Annotated in this window: 16 protein-coding genes, 1 tRNA gene and 1 pseudogene; 14 read left to right on the top strand and 4 right to left on the bottom strand. The window is 35.7% G+C overall.

Going from position 1 to position 20,451, the window contains the following annotated elements:
• A pseudogene (locus FGQ66_RS15865) lies at positions 1 to 104 on the bottom strand (aggregation-promoting factor); the annotation flags it as partial.
• Positions 105 to 597: 493 nt separating this feature from the next.
• Positions 598 to 807 (bottom strand): DUF378 domain-containing protein, encoded by a 210-nt coding sequence (locus FGQ66_RS13270; protein WP_081133416.1) that lies wholly within the window; start codon positions 805 to 807, stop codon positions 598 to 600.
• A gap of 345 nt (positions 808 to 1,152) precedes the next feature.
• Here FGQ66_RS13270 and FGQ66_RS13265 point away from each other — a divergent pair, with 345 nt between their 5' ends.
• On the top strand, positions 1,153 to 1,437 hold the full coding sequence (locus tag FGQ66_RS13265) for a hypothetical protein (RefSeq protein WP_138302584.1): 285 nt from the start codon (positions 1,153 to 1,155) through the stop codon (positions 1,435 to 1,437).
• Between the two features lie 342 nt (positions 1,438 to 1,779).
• Here the strand turns inward: FGQ66_RS13265 and FGQ66_RS13260 are convergent, their stop codons facing one another.
• A complete protein-coding gene (locus FGQ66_RS13260; protein ID WP_138302583.1) occupies positions 1,780 to 2,631 on the bottom strand; it encodes a helix-turn-helix domain-containing protein in 852 nt (283 codons plus the stop codon).
• Positions 2,632 to 2,871: 240 nt separating this feature from the next.
• Here FGQ66_RS13260 and FGQ66_RS13255 point away from each other — a divergent pair, with 240 nt between their 5' ends.
• From FGQ66_RS13255 to FGQ66_RS13230, 6 genes are all read left to right on the top strand, one after another.
• Positions 2,872 to 5,133 carry a beta-glucosidase gene (locus tag FGQ66_RS13255; protein WP_138302582.1) on the top strand — a complete coding sequence of 754 codons (2,262 nt, stop codon included), beginning with the start codon at positions 2,872 to 2,874 and terminating at the stop codon, positions 5,131 to 5,133.
• Positions 5,134 to 5,150: 17 nt separating this feature from the next.
• A complete protein-coding gene (locus tag FGQ66_RS13250; protein ID WP_138302581.1) occupies positions 5,151 to 6,350 on the top strand; it encodes an MFS transporter in 1,200 nt (399 codons plus the stop codon).
• Positions 6,351 to 6,454: 104 nt separating this feature from the next.
• Positions 6,455 to 7,729, top strand: coding sequence for a family 43 glycosylhydrolase (locus FGQ66_RS13245; protein ID WP_138302580.1), 1,275 nt, complete (start codon positions 6,455 to 6,457; stop codon positions 7,727 to 7,729).
• Between the two features lie 44 nt (positions 7,730 to 7,773).
• Positions 7,774 to 9,357: an alpha-L-rhamnosidase-related protein gene (locus FGQ66_RS13240; protein ID WP_138302579.1), complete on the top strand. Its 1,584-nt coding sequence runs from the start codon at positions 7,774 to 7,776 to the stop codon at positions 9,355 to 9,357.
• 747 nt (positions 9,358 to 10,104) lie between these two features.
• Positions 10,105 to 10,302, top strand: a complete 198-nt coding sequence (locus tag FGQ66_RS13235; RefSeq protein ID WP_115235530.1) for a cold-shock protein — start codon at positions 10,105 to 10,107, stop codon at positions 10,300 to 10,302.
• A gap of 297 nt (positions 10,303 to 10,599) precedes the next feature.
• The gene (locus FGQ66_RS13230; protein WP_138302578.1) at positions 10,600 to 10,932 is read left to right on the top strand and encodes a putative quinol monooxygenase; all 333 of its coding nucleotides are present in this window, start codon (positions 10,600 to 10,602) and stop codon (positions 10,930 to 10,932) included.
• 187 nt (positions 10,933 to 11,119) lie between these two features.
• On the opposite strand, the gene FGQ66_RS13225 is transcribed toward FGQ66_RS13230, so the two are convergent.
• Positions 11,120 to 11,203 (bottom strand) — tRNA-Leu (locus FGQ66_RS13225).
• A 115-nt stretch (positions 11,204 to 11,318) separates the two neighbouring features.
• Here FGQ66_RS13225 and FGQ66_RS15275 point away from each other — a divergent pair.
• The 7 genes from FGQ66_RS15275 to FGQ66_RS13195 all read left to right on the top strand — a co-directional run bounded on the left by FGQ66_RS15275 (position 11,319) and on the right by FGQ66_RS13195 (position 20,020).
• Complete coding sequence (locus FGQ66_RS15275; protein ID WP_005876393.1) at positions 11,319 to 11,474, top strand: hypothetical protein; 156 nt, start codon at positions 11,319 to 11,321, stop codon at positions 11,472 to 11,474.
• Positions 11,475 to 11,643: 169 nt separating this feature from the next.
• Positions 11,644 to 12,861, top strand: a complete 1,218-nt coding sequence (locus FGQ66_RS13220) for a pyridoxal phosphate-dependent aminotransferase (RefSeq protein ID WP_138302577.1) — start codon at positions 11,644 to 11,646, stop codon at positions 12,859 to 12,861.
• A 195-nt stretch (positions 12,862 to 13,056) separates the two neighbouring features.
• Positions 13,057 to 13,893 carry a helix-turn-helix domain-containing protein gene (locus FGQ66_RS13215; protein WP_095443815.1) on the top strand — a complete coding sequence of 279 codons (837 nt, stop codon included), beginning with the start codon at positions 13,057 to 13,059 and terminating at the stop codon, positions 13,891 to 13,893.
• 74 nt (positions 13,894 to 13,967) lie between these two features.
• Positions 13,968 to 15,116, top strand: coding sequence for an N-acetylglucosamine-6-phosphate deacetylase (gene nagA, locus FGQ66_RS13210; protein WP_005876400.1), 1,149 nt, complete (start codon positions 13,968 to 13,970; stop codon positions 15,114 to 15,116).
• Between the two features lie 744 nt (positions 15,117 to 15,860).
• Positions 15,861 to 16,703, top strand: a complete 843-nt coding sequence (locus tag FGQ66_RS13205; RefSeq protein WP_081133422.1) for a PRD domain-containing protein — start codon at positions 15,861 to 15,863, stop codon at positions 16,701 to 16,703.
• Between the two features lie 4 nt (positions 16,704 to 16,707).
• Entirely contained in the window at positions 16,708 to 18,555 is a 1,848-nt protein-coding gene (locus tag FGQ66_RS13200; protein WP_138302576.1) for a beta-glucoside-specific PTS transporter subunit IIABC, read from the top strand.
• Positions 18,556 to 18,574: 19 nt separating this feature from the next.
• Complete coding sequence (locus FGQ66_RS13195) at positions 18,575 to 20,020, top strand: glycoside hydrolase family 1 protein (protein WP_138302575.1); 1,446 nt, start codon at positions 18,575 to 18,577, stop codon at positions 20,018 to 20,020.
• Positions 20,021 to 20,451 lie beyond the last annotated feature (431 nt).

The raw sequence follows: 20,451 nt of genomic DNA, 5'->3' as shown, positions 1-20,451 counted from the left end.
GATTGAACGGTATAAGCTTCGTCCGCATGTGCAGATGTACCCATAAAGAATAGAGCGCCGGCAGCCAAAGTTGTTCCTAAAAGTAATGTTTTAAGTGATTTCATGTAAAATCTCCTTCGTCGTTTTAAAAAGTATTTGTTGTGTTCAACGAGGATTACTTTAACACGTGGAAATATTTCATAGGTAATAGCTTCGTGACACTTTGTGACAAATCTACGTTTTTTGTAATAAACGAAGTAATATATGTAATTGAAAAAGCTTTCTTTGCTTTTAAATCAAGTAACTAAATTTATGAAATTCATAAAGCCAAACTATTAAGAAAAGGTAAAATAGGTAGGTTAATTATATTATTTGCACCGATTTTAGAGAATCAGTATAAAAAAGCAGAGTTCGATACCTTAGGATTTATTTTCAAAAAATAAGAAAGAACGCTAAAAATCTGTATTTCTAATCCTTAAGAAATAGTAGCTTCTTTTTAAATAGGATACCACTGTTTAACTAAGTGTAGAGGGTAAGATAAAAGCAACATCACTTTTATCTTACCCTCTACGATTTATTTAGTGTTTCTATTACACTCTTTTGTTTATATGAATGGATCTATCGTTCGACTCTGTTTGTAAGTAGCGGAAAGAATTTCAAACAATAAATAGCACAAATACCTACGACAATATAGATGACTTTCGCTAAAATTGTTGTAGAACCGCCAGCAATTGTAGCAACTAGATCAAATTCTAATAACCCAACCAATAACCAATTCAATCCCCCAACGATCAATAGTGTTAAAGCAATTACGTCTAATGTTTTCATTGTTATTTCTCCTCTCCTATCTGACATAAGTTCATTATAAACGAATCTAGAGGCTACGGCTAAAATACTGCTTGTGAGGATTTTAGTGATGGAGCAATTGATTTGAAAAATATGCTATTTTTCTAATAAAGTTTGTGTACTGATCGTACCCTAACAATGGTAACCCCGATAAGAAAAGCATTCTCGGAGCATAAGGTGAGTAGATCATCTAAGAGTTGAGAGGGAGGATTAATAGGTGAAGGTGAAAAGTTTCGAACACAGCAAGAAACTTTTATCAAGTAACTAGCAGATAATTCTTGCAAAAGAGAACTTGTGTTCGTATAATTATTGTAAGAGGTGAGTAAAATGGAACATAAATATGGAACTGTAAGTAAAATCAGAACACTCAAACTTAATGCTCGTCCATTGATCCGTTTTACCTTAGATAACGTGAACTGTTTGATTGCTGCCCATAGTCTAAACTTCTTGGCAGAAGTCGATGAGGGAATGAAGCTATATGTGAAAGGCTACTATAACCAGCGAAATCAATTCGTTGTCAGGGATTATACGGTCTTAGGTAAATCCAAAATTGCTGTGATTTTCGAAAAAAGCAAGTATCCAAAGAGAAATTATTCAAAAAAATATAATTAAAATGATTTTTTCTATTTTATTGGATGAACACACAATTTTGCAGTTTTTAAAATTGCTGAGAGAATTTACCTACTTGGTGCTCGAAAGTTGAATGACATTGGTAGTGGTAACGGAGAAGTTCATTCAACATTTTTGACGGAGTGGCTCACAAAGTATTCTATGCGCATAGTGGCATCTAAGCAAGATCACTAAGATGAATTAGTTTGGAGTCAGTAGCCGTGAAACAAAGAGAAATTTCGTTATTCTTTCATGCCAATGTCGCCTGTTCTAGGAGGTCTCTTAAGAAACAACTATCTAGAAACCCGGTTGCTCAGTAAATCATGACCATTAACAATAATAGTATTATCTTAGTTTCTTTCTTATTTCTCGCGGAGTTACTCCGTATTTTTTTTTGAAGTCTTTACTAAATTGGACATAAGAGCGGAATCCGCTTTCTTCAACGATTTGCATGATTGGTGTATCGCTATGGGTTAGTTGTCCATAAGCAAAAGTTAGACGTACATTTGATAGATACTCATAGAAAGTCATGCCAAAATTTTTTTTGATAAAACGAGAAAGATAAGAAGAGTTCAGATTTAATTCGTTAGCAAGGTCAATCAATGAAATCTGTTCTTTAAACTTTTCTTTTATAAAATTACTGATTGTATAATTGCGTTCAAAATATTTCTGATTGATTTTCACTTCCTTCGATGTAATTTTCTGACTGGAATTACGCATTAAATTTTCAATAATTTGAAATAATAATGAGAAGGCAGAAAGATAAGTAAATTCATCTTGAGTTTCTAGTTTAATAAGTAATTGATTCATACCCTCGATTAAAGAAGTGTAGTGAAAATGATTTTCAGATAATTTTTTTTCTGAAAAAGTATAGTAGTCGATATCGGGACAGATCTTTCTTAAGAAACTATATGAAATTTGTAAAACTATTCCTTCTAGTTTTTTTCCCTCGAATAATGTTCCATGGACAATATTTGAATTGAAGATGTGGATTTGGTTAGGTTGCAATGTAAAATACTCTGTTCCCTCCATGACTTGCAAAGACCCTAGCGACAAATAAATTATTTCAAGATCCTCATGAAAATGTGGCGCCACTGATGCATAATCGTAGTCGATACTTTTGAAAATTCGCACAGGAACTTTTTCATTGAATTGCACCGCTTCGTGCCATAGATTATCTTTTTTTTCTCCTATCATGATATTTCCCCCAATATTTAAAAGTCAAAATCATTATAAAAAAAAGTAATCAAAAAGGCTAATTTTTTTTTATGATTGCACTTACAATGTGATCAGTAAAGAGAATATAACCAAATTAATTGAATATACCTTATGAAATTTTTCTAGTAGCTACAACAAAAAAATAAAACTTAGTAAATTTCAAGATTAATTCAATATGAAGAAGCTGGTAAAAATTCTGAGATGATGAAGGAGTAGAAGATGGAAACCGAAAAAAGACAAAAACTTGAATCACAAATATTGAAAAGGCTTTCTACTGAAGAAAAAGCAAAATTACTTTCGCAAGTAGTCTGGGAAACAACTGATATCCGAAAAATTGATAAAAACCTCAAACAATTCTTATTAGCTGATGGGCCTGCAGGAATTAGGAGACTAAAGGATTACTTTGATGAAGACATTTATAATACGAAACCAAGTACTAATTACCCTTCCCCAAGTACCTATGCAAGTTCATGGAATCCCAAACTTATTAATGAATTGGGAAGGCATATTGCCAAAGAAGCGCTATTTGAAGAAGTAGATACGATGTTGGCACCAGCTGTAAACATTAAACGTGGACCTTTGGGGGGGAGGAATTTTGAGTACTACTCTGAAGATCCATATTTAACTAGTGAATTAGCAACAGAATTTATTCTTGGAATACAAGCAGAGGGAGTGGGTGGCTGTTTGAAACATTTTGCAGTCAATAATCAGGAGACTCGCCGTATGAACATTGATGTTATTGTTGATGAAGAAACACTTCATGAAAATTATTTAACAGCTTTTGAAAAACCGATAAAAATCGGTAAACCCAAAATGGTAATGACTGCGTATAATCAAGTAAATGGTGAGTTTTGTGCTAGTAATAAAGAATTATTGGATACTTTGAGAAAAGAATGGGGTTATAAAGGAGTAGTTGTCACTGATTGCTTTGCTGCACATGATTTAGCTCAAGGACTTAAACACGGGCTAACACTTCAAATGCCAGGAGAAAGTGAGAATAGAATTGTAGAAAGAATTACTGAATTACTAGAAACGGGTCGCTTGACAGAAGATGATCTGAATCAAGCAGTGCGAAAAAATATTGCATTTGCATTAGATGCTGAAATAAATAGAAAAAAACGTAGAAATTATGATCGTGAATCTCATCACATATTTGCTCAGAGAGTCGCTGAAGAGAGTATGATTTTACTAGCAAATCGTGATAATACTTTGCCTCTTGATAAAAATGAAAGGGTATTAGTTGTTGGAGAATTAGCAGTTAAACCGAGATTTCAAGGAGGAGGAAGCTCTCATGTCAATCCTTATAACCTTGAAAAACCATTGGAAGAATTGAACAAAATTGCTAAAAATATTCAATTTTTAATGGGATACGAAACGCAAAGAAAAAGCGAAAAAGAAAAGTTGATTGATGAAGTTTTAGAAGTAGCAGATCAATTTGATAAGGTCGTTGTCTTTGCAGGACTTCCGGATTTAATTGAATCTGAAGGATATGACCGTGAATCAATCAAATTACCGAAAGAACAGAATCAATTGATTGCAAAATTAGCCGCTAAACATCAAGGAGTAATTGTTGTTTTAGCTAATGGATCGGTTGTAGAAATGCCTTGGCGTAATGACGTGGCGGCAATTTTAGAGAGTTATCTTGGTGGAGAAGCAGGAGGATCAGCAATTGCCAACATCCTTTACGGTAATGTAAATCCATCTGGCAAATTAGCTGAAACATTTCCTATTTGCTTAATGGATAACCCTACGTATTTATCATTTCCTGGAAATGAACAAGAGGTGGTCTACTCAGAAGGGAAATTTGTGGGTTACAAATATTACGATGCCCTAAGTAAGCCCGTTGCCTTTCCATTTGGGCATGGATTATCTTATTCAAGTTTCAGCTATCAAGCACAGGGAAAGTTAATAGATGAAAAGCGAAAAGTTGCGAGACTCACAATTAAAAATACTAGCGTTGTTTTTGGGAAGGAAGTCGTCCAAATATATGTTCAACGTCGTGATACAAGAACTGGAATTTTTCCTAAAAAGCTAGTTGGTTTTTTGAAGATTGGCCTGGAACCTGGTGAGAGTAAAGAAATTCGGATACCTTTAGATGAAAAAACTTTTATGAGTTATCACAGTGAAAAACATTCTTGGGAGACAGATAATGGGAATTATCATTTCTTTATCGGCAGTTCGGTTGAAGATATCCGACTGGAAGAAGAGTGCATTATTGATTATTTGCCAATAAGTATTTCTGAAAATAGTAATATCGGTGATATGGTTCAACACATAGGCATTTATCAGATTTTAGCCGAGGAGCTAAAAAAACATCCTAAATCCCTAAATTTTCTTGAAATGACCAGAGATGAGGACCCTTTGAAAGCGATATCTATGGGTTCCCTCATGACATTTAATACGTTGAAAAGAGTAGATGATACATTGTCTGATCAAGACATAACAGCAATTATTAACAAGCTAGATGGATTAACAATTTAAAGCGAGGAGTAATTAGAATGAAAAAAGACTATGATGTGTCAAGTTTCTTGTTTAAAGCTTCTATTTTAGCAATTTCAATCGATGCAACAACTGCAGGTGTAATTAGTGGTGCAATTCCATTGATGCAAAAAAATTTTAGTAAAGTTCCTAATTATCTGGTTGAATCTATATCGACTCTTCCTAATTTATCAATCATGTTATTTGTTTTGTTAAGCCCACTTATTACTAAAAAAATGGGGTATAAAAAGACAGTTTTAACAGGGCTGATGCTTAGTTTTTTAAGTGGTATCGCACCTTTTTTTCTACACAATATTTATTTGATACTAGCATCTAGATTCATCTTTGGTGCAGGAGTTGGGATGTTAAATCCTTTATCCTATACGATTGTTTCCTATTTCTATAACGGTACTGAACGTGCTAAAATGTTTGGTTTTATTTCAACCGTCTCTAATTTAGCGAGCGTTTTGATGACAGCATTAGCAGGTATCTTACTACAGATTAGCTGGCAGACGAGCTTTTTAACCTACTTTATTCTACTAGGTGTATTTCTATTAGTATTCTTTGTCGTTCCAGAGATAGAAAAAGAAAACGAGCAAATCGGTACGAAACAAAGTATTTATTCGGAATTGAAAGCCCTTAATAAAAGTGTTTTTGCCTATGCTTTTTGTACTTTCGTGTTATTCTCGGTTTTCATGACTTTTAATATTAAAATCAGCTCTCTAATCACTACGAGAGGGTACGGGAGTGCGACAGATGCTAGCTTCATTTTAAGTTTGACTAGTTTAACCGGTATGTTTATTGGAGTAATTTTTGGATTTGTGCATAAAGTGTTAAAGGATAAGATTTTTCCTTTGTTCATTTTTCTGATGGGTATAGCGTTTTTCTTAATTCCTACGTCAAATCAATTAGTTATGACTGGGGCAATGATTATTATGCTCGCTGGTTCATTCTCGTTTTTGGCAACCTTCATTTTTCTTAAAATTTCTGAAATTGTACCGACGGAAAAAAATAATATTGTTTCTTCAATTAACTTAGTGGCTACGAATTTAGGCGCATTTTTGGCTCCTTATACAATGAAAATGATTTCTTTAATTGCTGGAAATTCTTCGCCAGGATCTGCGCTAACTGCTTGCGGCGTAATCGTATTGATATTATTGGTAATTGTTCTCGGAAAGAATTATTTAGGAAAAAATAAAAAAATGATATTGCATGGATAAAATAAGTTTTAAATTTGTACCGCATGATTACCATTATTCAATGATAATTACGCAGTTGGGATAAAAATAGTAAATTAAATAAATTTTTAAGAAAGAGAGAAAATATGAATCCAGTATTAGAAACCGACGTATTTATTCCTGATGTTGAAGCAAGAAAAATGCCAAACGGCCGATTGTATATTTATGGATCGCTGGATAATTCAGGGGATACAGAATTTTGTAGCACAAAGTATATCACTTATTCGACAAGTGACATGATTCATTGGCAGAATCATGGGACGATTTTTGATAGTGAAGATCCTTTATATGAACTAAATAATAATCTTACTCTGGGTGGTCCGGACTGTTTGTATATTAATGGAAAATATTATCTGTATTACTGCACATATGGTAATGGTATGGGAGTAGCTGTAGCAGATAGCCCAGCTGGTCCATTTAAAAATATAGGGCCGATCATACCCGCTGATGGAGAAAGTATTGATCCAGCAATTTTTCAAGATGATGATGGTAGTATTTATTATTATTGGGGTCAGTTTAATTTAAGTGGTGGAAAACTATCCGCCGATATGCAGACCGTTCTTCCAGAAACAATCAATTCATGTATCGTTAGTGAACATGAACATGGCTTTCATGAAGGGGCATCAATTAGAAAACTTAACGGAATGTATTATTTAGTTTATACAGACATCTCGCGAGGAAAAGCAACTTGTTTGGCTTACGCAACGTCCGAGCATCCGTTGGGGCCTTATAAAAAGCAAGGAATAATTATAGATAATGCTGGTTGCGATTCGGCAAGTTGGAATAATCATGGATCAATTGAAGTGTATCAGGATCAGCTTTATGTTTTTTATCATCGCTCTTCGCAAAACTCGATGTATAATCGTCGGTTGTGTGTTGAACCTCTTCAGCTAAATAAAGATGGAAGTATTAATGAAGTTTTTATGACATCTAATGGAGTGTCAGCTACTCTTCCAGGGAATACAGAAATTTCGGTGAGCAATTTATCTAAAATGAAAGTAAAATTACCTTTTGACCATCTACAACCAATGTCGCTAATGCCCTGTGGAGAAGTAGAGGCGTTGTGTTACACCAAAGCCGATGATTGGGCTAAATTTGATAATATTGATTTTGGTATAAAGAAGACAAGGTTTAAAGTCAAAGTTGGAACAATAAAACCGATGAAAGTTGAAGTGTGGATTGAGGGGAATAAACAAATCGGAGTGTGTGAAATTTCTGCTACTCAAAATTGGTATAATATTCAAGAGTTTACCTGTGAGATTGATTTAACTAGTGGTATTCACACGGTTTGGCTAGTATTTAAAAATAGTAGGAAATCAGTTGGAAGATTAGGGGATGTCTATTCTTTTAGTTTTGAATAAAAGGCTATGGAATTGATGGACAAAAAAATTACAAGGAGAATTCAATGACATTTACATTTCAAATTAATGATTCAATTACATTTAATCGAAACGAGACATGGATTTTGACAGCTGAAGATAATAAACCAACTCTAAAAAGCAAAACTATTTACCCAAAACGCCTGGTGGATGTACAGCCAAATAAAGACTCCTTGGGTGGGGTTAAGGTGTCGGCTGCTGATTTATGCTTAAATAAGTTGGCTGATTATTCTTTTAATAAGGGCGAAAAGCTAATTATTGATTTTGGTGATCACTATGTAGGACATTTTAAATTAGCTATATCTACAAAGGGCTCTCAGATGGATGCTCCCCTTTATTTTAAAATTAGATTTGCAGAAACCCCTGCGGAGCTGATGATGGAAGCCGCTGATTATGATGGCTGGCTTTCGAGTTCATGGATTGCGGAAGAAAAAATTCATTTTGATGTTCTTCCTGCCACCTTTATTTTTCCACGAAGATACAGCTTTCGTTACGTTGCGATTACTGTTTTAGATACATCCCCAAAATGGCAAGTTACTTTTGAACATCCTGAGTTAATTGCTGAAAGTTCAGTCGATTTAGCCACGGTCAAAACAATTGAAACAGATGACTCTTTACTTAAGCGAATTGATGAAGTGAGTTTGAAGACTTTAGGGGATTGTATGCAATTAGTTTTCGAGGATGGACCCAAACGAGATCAAAGATTATGGTTAGGAGATTTGCGCTTACAATCGTTAACTAATTATCTTACTTTTGGAGAAACAGCTATAGTAAAACGCTGTCTTTACCTATTTGCAGCGCTAACTGCTGAAGATGGAAGAGTCAGTGCAAATATTTTTACTAAAGGACGAATAGCCGCTGATGATACATTTCTTTTTGATTATAGTTTATTTTTTATTTCTAGCTTAAAAGATTACTACGAATATTCAAATGATTTAAAAACTGTCAATGATTTATATTCAATTGCAAAAAAACAAATAGATCTAGCCATAGATTTATTAAATGATGAATTTTTGCTCAAATTAAATGAAGATTGGCCAGTTTTTATTGACTGGTCTAATGATATGGATAAAAATACTGCTGCACAAGCCGTTTTAATTTATGTGTTGAAAGATTTCTTACAACTAGCAAGATTAGTAAAAGAACCGGAATTTAATTTTTATCTTATGATGTGCCAACGTTTAGAGAAAGCCGCTAAAAAACAACTTTTTTCTAAAGATAAGGGTTTTTTTGTCAGCGGAACAGGGGAAGAGATCAATCTTGCCAGCCAGATATGGATGATATTGGCAAATGTTTTAGAGAAAGAGGAGCAAGAAAAATTAGCTAAAAAGGTACTTCAACGATTCTTTCCAATTAAAGGAATTGCAACACCATACATGTATCATCATGTGGCTGAAGCACTTTTTCAAACAGGAATGAAAGTAGAAGCAATTCAATTAATTAAGGATTACTGGGGAAAAATGATTTCGTTAGGTGCAGATACTTTTTGGGAAGCTTTTATGCCGGAAGATATTAATTATTCCCCATATGGTAGCCCATTAGTAAATAGCTATTGTCATGCATGGAGTTGCACACCCGCCTATCTATTCAGAAAATATTTAACCGATTAAATTTTACAATCAAGGTAGCCCGTTTATAAAAACAATGTCCTAATGAAAAATGTATATTGTTGAAGTTTCGATTATAAAATGGTTTCCTTTGAGCAAGTGTCTGTATTTTCTTTTGAGAGGATTGACAGATTTTCAACGTTTGGTGGAAATTGGCTTTCCGGGTTTACTCTAAAAAATTTAAGGTATCTATTATTTTCGGTTCCCGTTAAAACTTTTCATCAATAAGTAGTTTCAATTTAAAAAATCTGAATAAAAATTATTTTCCCATTGATTTTGAAGATCAGTTTTTTTCTAGATATTTATATAATTAATTTAATTTCTGCACATCATTTGTTAGGTAGCCTTGGTATAATAGTGTATAGATATAGACTAATCAAACAGTTGATTTTTGGTAAAATTTTCCAAACATTTGTTGTTTTTTCTAGCACTTTCAACAAAAAATGTCAATTGGCTCAAGGCAATTACTCAATCAATTTCATATAAGCACATCACAAGGCCACAAAAATAAATCATCAAATGTTTGAGTATCTGAATGGCAGTGAGTGTACTAATTGAGTATTATTAAACAACTTATGTTGGTGTATAGAAGATAATCCTTGCATTGTTTGGATATCCATGCTATATTAAGTAAGTAATCTAATTTGAAACGTAATCTGAGCGATATATTCACACTATAAAAACTCCTTTTACTAAGTAATATTAATTGCAACAAAACACGTATGATATACGTATTAGGAGGAAATATATATGAATAACGGTACAGTAAAATGGTTTAACTCAGACAAAGGTTTTGGATTTATCACTGGTGAAGATGGACAAGATGTATTTGCACATTTCTCAGCTATCCAAGGCGAAGGTTTCAAAACATTAGACGAAGGTCAAGCAGTGACTTTTGATATTGAAGAAGGTCAACGTGGCCCTCAAGCAGTAAATATCGTAAAATAATGTTGAACTTTAACCACCTCTTATGGGGTGGTTTTTTTATTTGTCGTAAAACTGCCTCCATACATTACATATGAAAATTGACAGGCTCAAAAAGTGCGGGTAAGATATTTATATCACCTTATACTTTATTGGGTCTGTTTTTTATTTTTTACTCTATCTGTAAGCTGAATAGTGAGAGGTGCCTGTTTTGCAACGGTTGCCATCTAGCTACAAAGTGTTCTCATTATGGAGTCAGCTGGCTCAGTCATAGGATTTAGTTTTATAGGAATTTCAGATAAGAAGTGAGGAGGCGGAGAAATGGCAATTACTGTGAATATCTATTATAGTGGCGAAAATGGCAATGCAAAAAGATTTGCAAAAGAAATGATTTCAACCGGGACTGTCGATGCGATTCGTGCAGAAAAGGGTAATCTTAAATATGAATACTTTTTCCCTATGGATGATGAAGAAACGATCCTTCTGATTGACAGCTGGACGGATCAGCACGCAATTGATCATCACCATGATTCGCCTATGATGACCCGTATTGCTGAATTGAGAGAAAAATATGATCTGCATATGAAAGTAGAACGCTATATAACGGATGAAAATGGAATTCCTCAAGAAGATTCAACATTTATCAGAAAGTAGATAGATAACTGAAAATACTATTACGTTTTTTTATAAGATTCCTTATACATCTTTGAGAGAGTCACTGTTGCTCTTTTGGTGGGACGTGTATTCCTCCTATGAGAAAACAATAAAGAATCAAAATGAACTTTTTATAACAAAAAAGAGGGCAAGAAAAGCTGATCACTTTTCTTGCCCTCTTTTATTATGCAGATGATGGGACTCGAACCCACACGAGCGTTAGCTCACATGACCCTCAATCATGCTTGTCTGCCAATTCCAACACATCTGCGTGAATCTAAAAATTATAGTCCTACCAATAAAAAGCATGCCTACGTTATAATAGAAACAACAATTAATGATAGCGAGAAATGAGTTAGATGTCAAGCCGAAAAAGGAGTAGAAACGTGAAGAAATACGATGGTGAATTTGCTTTATTGGGGATGCTTATCGGGATTCCAATTGGGATGATTTTCGAAAATTTGATGTTTGGTATCGTACTTGGAATCATCATTGGCATCGCGATGGATTGGTTAGCAAATCTATGGAATAAATATCGCTAAAACAAAGAAAATGACAATAAAAATTTTAAATAAAAAACAAATTTTATTTTGGTTTTATGAAAAATATAGCAAATTTGGAAAGAATAGAGTATGATATTGGAATAAATATGTAAATAATAAAAAATCAGAAATTTCTAACTTTTTTTGAAAAGAGGGATTGGATAGCGTTATGAGAAAATTTGAAAAATCCAATAAACTAGAAGGTGTCAGTTACGATGTACGTGGCCCGGTTCTGGAAGAAGCAGAACGTATGCAAGAAGAAGGGGTCAGCATCTTAAAATTAAATACTGGGAATCCAGCTCCCTTTGGCTTTGAAGCACCGAATGAAGTCATTCGTGATCTGATTATGAACGCCCGTGAGTCAGAAGGTTATTCTGATTCGAAAGGGATCTTTTCGGCAAGAAAGGCAATCCAACAATATTGTCAAGTCAAGAAATTCCCTAATGTGACTATCAACGATATTTATACTGGGAATGGTGTCAGTGAATTGATCACTATGTGTATGCAAGGGTTGTTGGATAATGGAGATGAAGTCTTAGTTCCAATGCCAGATTACCCTTTGTGGACAGCCTCTGTTTCTTTGGCAGGTGGTAATCCAGTTCATTATATTTGCGATGAAGAAGCAGAATGGTATCCAGATATTGCAGATATCAAAGCGAAAGTGACAAGTCGGACGAAAGCAATCGTCATCATCAATCCTAATAATCCGACTGGGGCGCTCTATCCAAAAGAACTTTTAGAAGAAATCGTAGAAGTCGCAAGACAAAACAATTTAATCATTTATTCAGATGAGATCTATGATCGTCTCGTTATGGATGGTAGGGAACATATTCCAATTGCGACCCTTGCACCTGATCTTTTTGTCGTTACCTTAAATGGGTTGTCTAAATCACATCGAGTGGCAGGATTTCGCGTTGGCTGGATGGTGTTAAGTGGCGACAAATCAAATGTACAAGGCTATATAGAAGGACTAAACATGCTTTCTTCGATGCGTCTTTGTTCGAATGTCCTTTCGCAACAAATCATCCAGACCGCATTAGGTGGGTACCAGAGTGTGGATGAATTACTTCTGCCGGGTGGTCGAATCTATGAACAAAGAGAATATATCTACAATGCAATCAATGATATTCCAGGGCTTTCAGCAGTAAAACCTAAAGCAGCATTTTATATCTTTCCAAAAATCGATACAAAACGGTTCAATATTTTCGATGATGAAAAATTTGTACTAGACTTTCTCCATGAACACCATATTTTACTTGTTCACGGTGGAGGATTCAATTGGCCTCAACCTGACCACTTTAGAATCGTTTATCTACCAAAAATGGATGATTTAAAAACAACCGCTGTTAAAATGCGTGAATTTTTATCAACCTATCGACAAAAATAAAATTCAAAGCAAAGTGTTTACCTGAAAAGAGCCAAACGCAAAGGTTTAGGCTCTTTTTGGTGTGAAGGCTAATAGAGCGAGGAGTAGAAACTAGCGAAGACTAAAATATTATGATGGGTCTTTTCTTGATGTTTCTTCAGTCGTAAAGTAAAATACTTGTATAATGCGAATATGCATATTTTGAGGAGGATACTTATGGAAACGTTAGTCGATTCCTTTGGTACAATCATAAAAGAAATTCGAAAAGAACAAAAAATGACACAAAAGATGCTTTCGCAAGATATCTGTTCACAAAGCGTTTTGAGCAGAATCGAAAATAACGAAGAATTGCCAAATGTTGTTGTAATGGCACAAATCTGCCAACGACTAGGGGTAACGATCGATCATGTCATGAATTTATCAAAGGGAAAAGTTCGTTCTGCCTTGAAGCAATTCGAATTAACAGATTTGTACTTCCAGCAGCGAGATTATCGAAAATTAGAACAAGTGATCAAATCTTCAACGATGATCGAAAATCTCTATGATGCAGCAGATTATCAGAAATATTACTATTATTTAGGTGTGTGTGAGTTTACTCTTCGAAAAAATATTACTCAAGCACTTAGTTATTTAAAAGAAGCGTTAACTTATTCAAGCCAAAAAGATCGTATCCAAGTGTCAGATGTAGAGATCCAATTGATCAGTTGCATTGGAAAAATTTACGGTGTAGCTGGAAAAAGTGGTGAAGCAAGGTATTATCTGAGCCGCAGCATCCAATTATTCCATGAATCGATCCAGGATCGAACAAAGAGCGAATTTACGCAGATTTTTTATAACTATGGAAGCTTTTTATTGCATCAAGGAGAAATCGAGGCTGCCTTAGAACAGGTGAATCAGGGAATCAGATGGGCGCAAGAAAAGAACAGCTATTACTACTTGAACGATCTATTTATTTTGAAAAGTTTGATTTTTAAAAACAAAGGAGAAATAAATAAGGCGTTGTTCTATGAGGAATTAGCGCAAGCGGTGAAAAAAATCTCAAAAAGTTTATAAATGGTTTAGACCATTCTTGACTTCTCTCTGAAATAAGAGTACCTTAAAGGTAGCAAATCAAAGGAGAGAGTAGAATGAGAACATTTATCTATGCAGACAAATTCTTTTTGGCATCTGGTGTCAAAAATGCAGGTTATCTTGAAATCACTGATGGACTTTTTGGAGATTATTCTCAAAAAACACCAGAGGGAGAAGTCAATATCATCGACCAAAGCGGAAAATGGATCGCACCGGGTTTAGTGGATACACATATCCATGGTTATATGAACCATGATGTGATGGATAACGATGCAGAAGGCGTGAAAGCGATGTCTGAAGGCCTGTTGTCTTGTGGTGTTACATCATTCTTGCCAACAACGTTAACATCAAGCAAAGAACGCTTACGTGACGTTGCGGAAACAATCGGTAAGATGTATCAAGAAGCTCCAGGAGCAAAAATCAAAGGTATTTATTTTGAAGGACCTTTCTTTACAGAGGAACATAAGGGTGCGCAAAATCCAAGTTACTTTGGTGACCCAGATTTGAATACTTTCCATGAATGGCAAGAAGCTTCTGGCGGTTTGATCAAAAAGATCGCATTAGCTCCAGAACGTAATGGTGTAGAAGAGTTTGTTAAACAAGTAACTGAAGAAGGCGTGGTTGTTTCTTTAGGTCACAGTAATGCAACGCTTGACGAAGCACAAAAAGCAGTTGAAGCTGGTGCAAGTGTCTTTGTTCATGCTTATAACGGTATGCGTGGGTTGAATCATCGTGAACCTGGTATGGTTGGGGCATTATTGTCACTTGAACATGTTTTCTCAGAATTGATTTGTGACGGGCATCATGTCCATCCAAATGCTGCACAAATCCTAATGGAAAAAGCTGGCCATGACCATGTGGCATTGATCACTGACTGTATGATGGCTGGTGGGATGCCAGATGGAAACTACAATCTAGGCGAATTTCCTGTAGTAGTAAAAGAAGGGACAGCACGTTTAGAGTCTGGTAATCTTGCCGGAAGTATCTTAAAATTAAAAGAAGCAATCAAAAATGTCGTTGACTGGGGATTAGCTACACCAGAACAAGCAGTGATGATGGCAAGCTTAGTTCCAGCTATCAGCTGTAAGATCGATGATACTTGTGGAAAAATTGCTAAAGGACGCGATGCTGACTTTATCGTATTGAATCCTGATATGACGTTAGATGCCACATATTTAGATGGTGTAGAACGTTTCCACGCTTAAATTCCTATTGCTTAAGCGTGAATGGAGCAGTTAACAGCAAAATAAAGTAGAGCATAACCGATTGGAGAAATAAAGTAGACTTCAATTCAAGGACTATAAATAAAAAATATGAGTGTGGGACAAAACTAAAAATCAGTTTTGCCACAGACTCTAACTCCGAATAAACGGTGGGGCAGAAGCAACTCCTTCGGAAATAAGCCGAAATTCACAAAAATTTGAAAAGCAATTTTCGTGAATTTCTTCTTATTTCTCGGAGTTAAACACTTCTGTCCCAACCTCACATTGTTTCTATTTCTTTGGTTGGTTCCGAAAATGAGATTTTAGAAGTAGAAAGATACACAAACAAAGTTAATTGGAATGATTTCATTTAAGAAAATATCCATCTTGCAAAAAGCTTGGTATTTTATCGATCAGTATCTCTAACTTAAATGACACAAAGTGGTGAAACTGATTCACTTATGGAGAAAAGGGTCTTTCTGTAAGATCTCAGTTGGTAGATGTTTGACGTTAGTGATATTTTTCAACAAAAAATGAAATCGTTCTTGCTTTCTTTGGTACGGTTAATAGTGGCGTATCAAAAAAGGGTTGACACACTTTTTATCTGTGCTATTATAATCCTATAAATAGAGAACGGTTGCAGACGTGCTGTAACCTTGAGGCGTGTTACTGTCAGAAGGCAAACCTCATACTTGTACCCGATGGGTGGAGTATGAGGTTTTTTAGTGCCTAAAAATGGAGGAAAACATGAAAATCAAAAAGTTTTTAAATAATAATGTGGTGTTATTAAAAAAGGGTAGTAATGAAATCATCGGATTTTCTACAGGCATCAGCTTCAAGAAAAAAACAGGAGATGATGTGGAGGAGAGCGATTTTGAAAAGATTTTTGTCTTGGATACCCACGCGATGCTGGAACATTTTAGCTATCAATTAAGCAAGTGTGATCCCAAATATGTAAAGTTAGTTACTCAAATCGTTGAGTACGCTAAACAGAATTATCACTTAAGAGTGAACGACTATATTTATTTGACTCTTCTGGACCATATTGATTTTACAGTGAGACGTCTGAGGGAGAATATGGTCTTCAAAAGTCCGCTACAATATGAGGTTCGGCGTTTTTATCCTGACGAGTATGCAATCGGGGTGTACGCAGTGCAATTACTGGAACGAGAACTTGATTTGGAAATTCCAACCGAAGAAGCTATTTCAATTGCCTTGCATTTTGTAAATATTCAATCGACGAAAAGAGACATGACTGTTACCAATAAAATCACAAAATTTATTGAAGATGTCTTGACTATCGTTCGCTATGAATACACTCAAAGCTTTGACGAAAACAGCTTTCATTTTTCACGATTTGTCACACATCTACATTATTTTGCTCAAAATGTGATCAATCATACCATGCCTAGCTATGAGCAGACGGATTTATTCGAGCAAGTAGAAAAAATGTATCCTAAAGCGTTTCACTGTGTTGGGAAAATCAAAATCTATATTAAAAATACTTATAACATAACTATTTCTGAGAATGAAGAAATTTATTTAACCTTGCACATCCAAAAACTGACAGAACAAATTGAAAAGAGGTAAAGTTATGGACTACAAACAATTAGCTGCTGACATTTATGAAAAAGTTGGTGGGGCAAAAAATATTCAACATGTTACACATTGTGCTACACGTTTACGGTTTACATTAGCCGATAGCAAAAAAGCGGATGCAGAAGGGATCAAACAATTACGAGGTGTAACTGGATTAGTCGAAGGAAATGGACAATTCCAAGTAATTATCGGACCAGATGTTTCCAGTGTATATGCACAATTACCAGGGACGGGAACAGCTGAAGAAACAGCTGAAAAACAGCAATCAGTTATTTCACGGTTGTTAGATTTTATTGCCGGATGCTTTACACCAATGATCGCAATTGTAGCAGCTGGTGGGATGCTACAAGTATTATTGTCTTTATTACAGCTTTCCGGTTTATTAGCAAAAACAGATGACACATACCTTGTGCTTTATCAAGTTTCTCAAGCAGCATTCTTCTTTATTCCGGTATTTTTAGGTAACTCAGTTGCCAAACGATTGAAAATCGATCCATTTTTGGGTAGCTTTATTGGTGCTATTTTTGTGATGCCGGGGTTGACTGAATTGATCAGTCAAAAGGGCGGAATCTCTCTATTAGGCTTTGCGATTCCAAATGTCAGTTATAACGCATCAGTACTTCCAGTACTATTAAGTGTTTGGTTGATGTCCTATGTATACAAATTTGCAGATAAAATTTTACCCAACAGTGTAAAGTTTATCCTGCGTCCGCTGATCTCAGTGATTGTGATCACGCCTTTTGCTTTATTGCTTTTAGGCCCGTTAGGTGTGATGATTGGAAACTACGTAGCAGAATTCTTAAACTACTTAACAAATAATTTTGGACCATTGGCAGTCTTGTTTATGGGAGCCTTTGCACAATTGCTTGTGATGACAGGAATGCATACGACATTGACACCAATTTTATTAACCTCTTTAGCTACTTATGGCTACGACAATTTGATTGTACCAGGAATGCTTTTGGGGTTAGCAGCTGAAACAGCGATTTGTTTGGCTGCTGGAATCAAGGCGAAGGATACTGAATTCAAACAATTGAGCTTTTCTTCTGCAATCACAGCTTTGATGGGTGTGTCTGAACCAGCCTTATATGGTGTGACGTTGCGGTTGAAGAAACCGATTATCGGTATGATTTTAGGTGGAGCAGCTGGGGGTCTGTATTTCGGATTGATGAATATCAATACTACCGTCATCATTGCCTCTTTTGTTGCCTTGCCATCTTACAGCAATGTTTTACATGCGGTGATTGGTTCGTTGATCACGTTTGTTATTGCCTTTGGTTATACTTGGATCATGGTGAAAGATGCTGATTTTCCAAATGCGAATATACCAAGTGATCAAACTGCTGAAAAAAAAGAAACAAAAGCGGAACCTTTAAAACAGGTGGCGACAGAAACGATGATTGAAGCACCTTTATCAGGTACTGTGATTCCTTTGAGTGAAACGAACGATCAAGCCTTTTCTTCCTTAGCCTTAGGGAAAGGGTTAGCAATCAAACCGACAGACAATACAATCGTAGCTCCTTTTTCAGGAACAGTATCCGCAGTCTTTCCTGGAAATCATGCCATTGGTCTGACTAGTGATTCTGGAGTTGAACTGTTGATTCATATTGGTATCGACACTGTGAACATGCAGGGAGAATCTTTTGTTCGAGAGGTCAATGAAGGCGATCACATTCACTCTGGTCAGAAACTGCTGCGTTTTGATTCACAAAAGATCGAAGATGCAGGTTATGAGGATACTGTGATGATCACAGTAACGAATACATCAGATTATTTGGATGTCATACCAGCGACGGATAGTAAACAAGTAAGCGCCAATGATCAATTTTTGGCAGTATTTTAAGAAAGGCGGGAAAAGATAAATGAGTTTTCCAACAAATTTTTTATGGGGCGGTGCATCTGCTGCCAACCAATATGAAGGCGGATATAACGAAGGCGGAAAAGGCTTGGCCTGTGCGGACCTTATCAGCGGAGGAAGTCATACTGCTTCACGCCAAATTACGACGACTGTAAAAGAAGAGCTACTCTATCCTAGTCATGAAGCAACGGATTTTTACCATCATTATAAAGAAGATATTGCCTTGTTTGCAGAAGCGGGTTTTAAAGCCTTTCGTCTATCGATCAACTGGACGCGGATTTTTCCAAAAGGGATGGATCAAGAGCCCAATGAAGCTGGACTGCAATTTTATGATCAGGTGTTTGACGAATGTAAAAAATACGGGATTGAACCTGTAGTAACGATTGCTCATTTTGATGTCCCTGCGTATTTAAGTGAACAATACAATGGATGGGCTAGTCGAGAAGTAATCGATCTATATGAACACTACGCTGCGACAATTTTTGATCGCTATCAAGACAAGGTCAACTATTGGATCACTTTCAATGAAATAAACACAGCGACATTAACGATTGGCAATTTTCTTTCTCTTGGTCTGCAGGTTGGAGAGTCTCCCTTCATTGAACAACCCGATGATCCACAAATGCGATATCAGGCATTACATCATCAATTTGTCGCCAGTGCGAAAGTGGTAAAGTTAGCACGGGAAAAATATCCGCATTTCCATATGGGCTGTATGATTTCCTATATGCCAAGATATCCATATACCTGTCATCCAAACGACGTCCTATTGGCTAAACAAGAAGAAAACATGCATTCAAAATTCTGTGGAGATGTTCAAGTAACTGGGAAATATCCGTATTATGCAAAAAACTACTTTGCAGAACATGGAATTGACATCACATTTGCTGAAGAAGATGCTGCGATACTTGCGGAAGGAACGGTAGATTACTATACATTTAGTTATTACTTGACCTTATGCGTCTCCGCGGATGACGAAGTAGAAAAAAATGGACACAGCATGATCGGCGGCTCTGGTGTAAACAATCCTTATCTCGAACAAACAGAATGGAATGCCATGATTGATCCAGTGGGCTTACGCATTGCACTCAATGATATCTATGATCGCTACCACTTGCCGATGATGATTGTTGAAAATGGGATTGGAGTGTCTGAAGAACTCACGTCAGAAGGCACGGTCCACGATCAGTATCGCATCGATTATCTGCAAAAGCACATTATTGAAATGGAGAAAGCATTAGAGGACGGGGTCGATTTATTTGGCTATACGATTTGGAGTGCAGTGGACATCGTTAGTGCCTCTACAGGTGAAATGAAGAAACGCTATGGCTTGATTTTCGTTGACAAATATGATGATGGTACTGGGACATTGAAGCGTTACAAGAAAGATAGTTTCTATTGGTACAAGGAATTGATTGAATCAAATGGCGCTAATCTGATAGTAAGATAAGAAACAGATTCCATTGTCATCGATTAGCTTACGATCAAAAAATACTCTCGTTAACTGTGAGGGGCGGGTTGTTTAAACGTTTGAAAAAATATCGTTTGAGCATTAAAAAGTAATTGAAAACAACGGTGAAGTTTACTGTTTCTTTTGTTAAAAAAATTTCCTTGGTTTCGAATTCTAATGGAACTGAATTTACAGAGTTAATCAACTTGCTCGGTGTTTTACTGTATTTCAGACAATACCTTTTCTATTTCAGAAGGGTATTGTCTTTTTTTGGATGAAAAAGTTCAGCTTAGCGTAATGTCAGACTCGACTAGCTAAATTTTTGAACAACGGATGGTTAAATGGTATCCTTTTCTAAAAGGATACTTGCTTATTTGCAAAAAATGTAAGGGGTATCATATCAAAGAGATGAGTTCCTTAGATGGAAGCTT

The sequence above is a fragment of the Enterococcus sp. BSD2780061688st2 D3 genome, assembly GCF_005844145.1.
GTDB classification, from domain to species: domain Bacteria; phylum Bacillota; class Bacilli; order Lactobacillales; family Enterococcaceae; genus Enterococcus_B; species Enterococcus_B durans.
The sequence above is the reverse complement of the archived record's forward strand: the minus strand, read 5'-3'. Positions and strand labels throughout refer to the sequence as shown.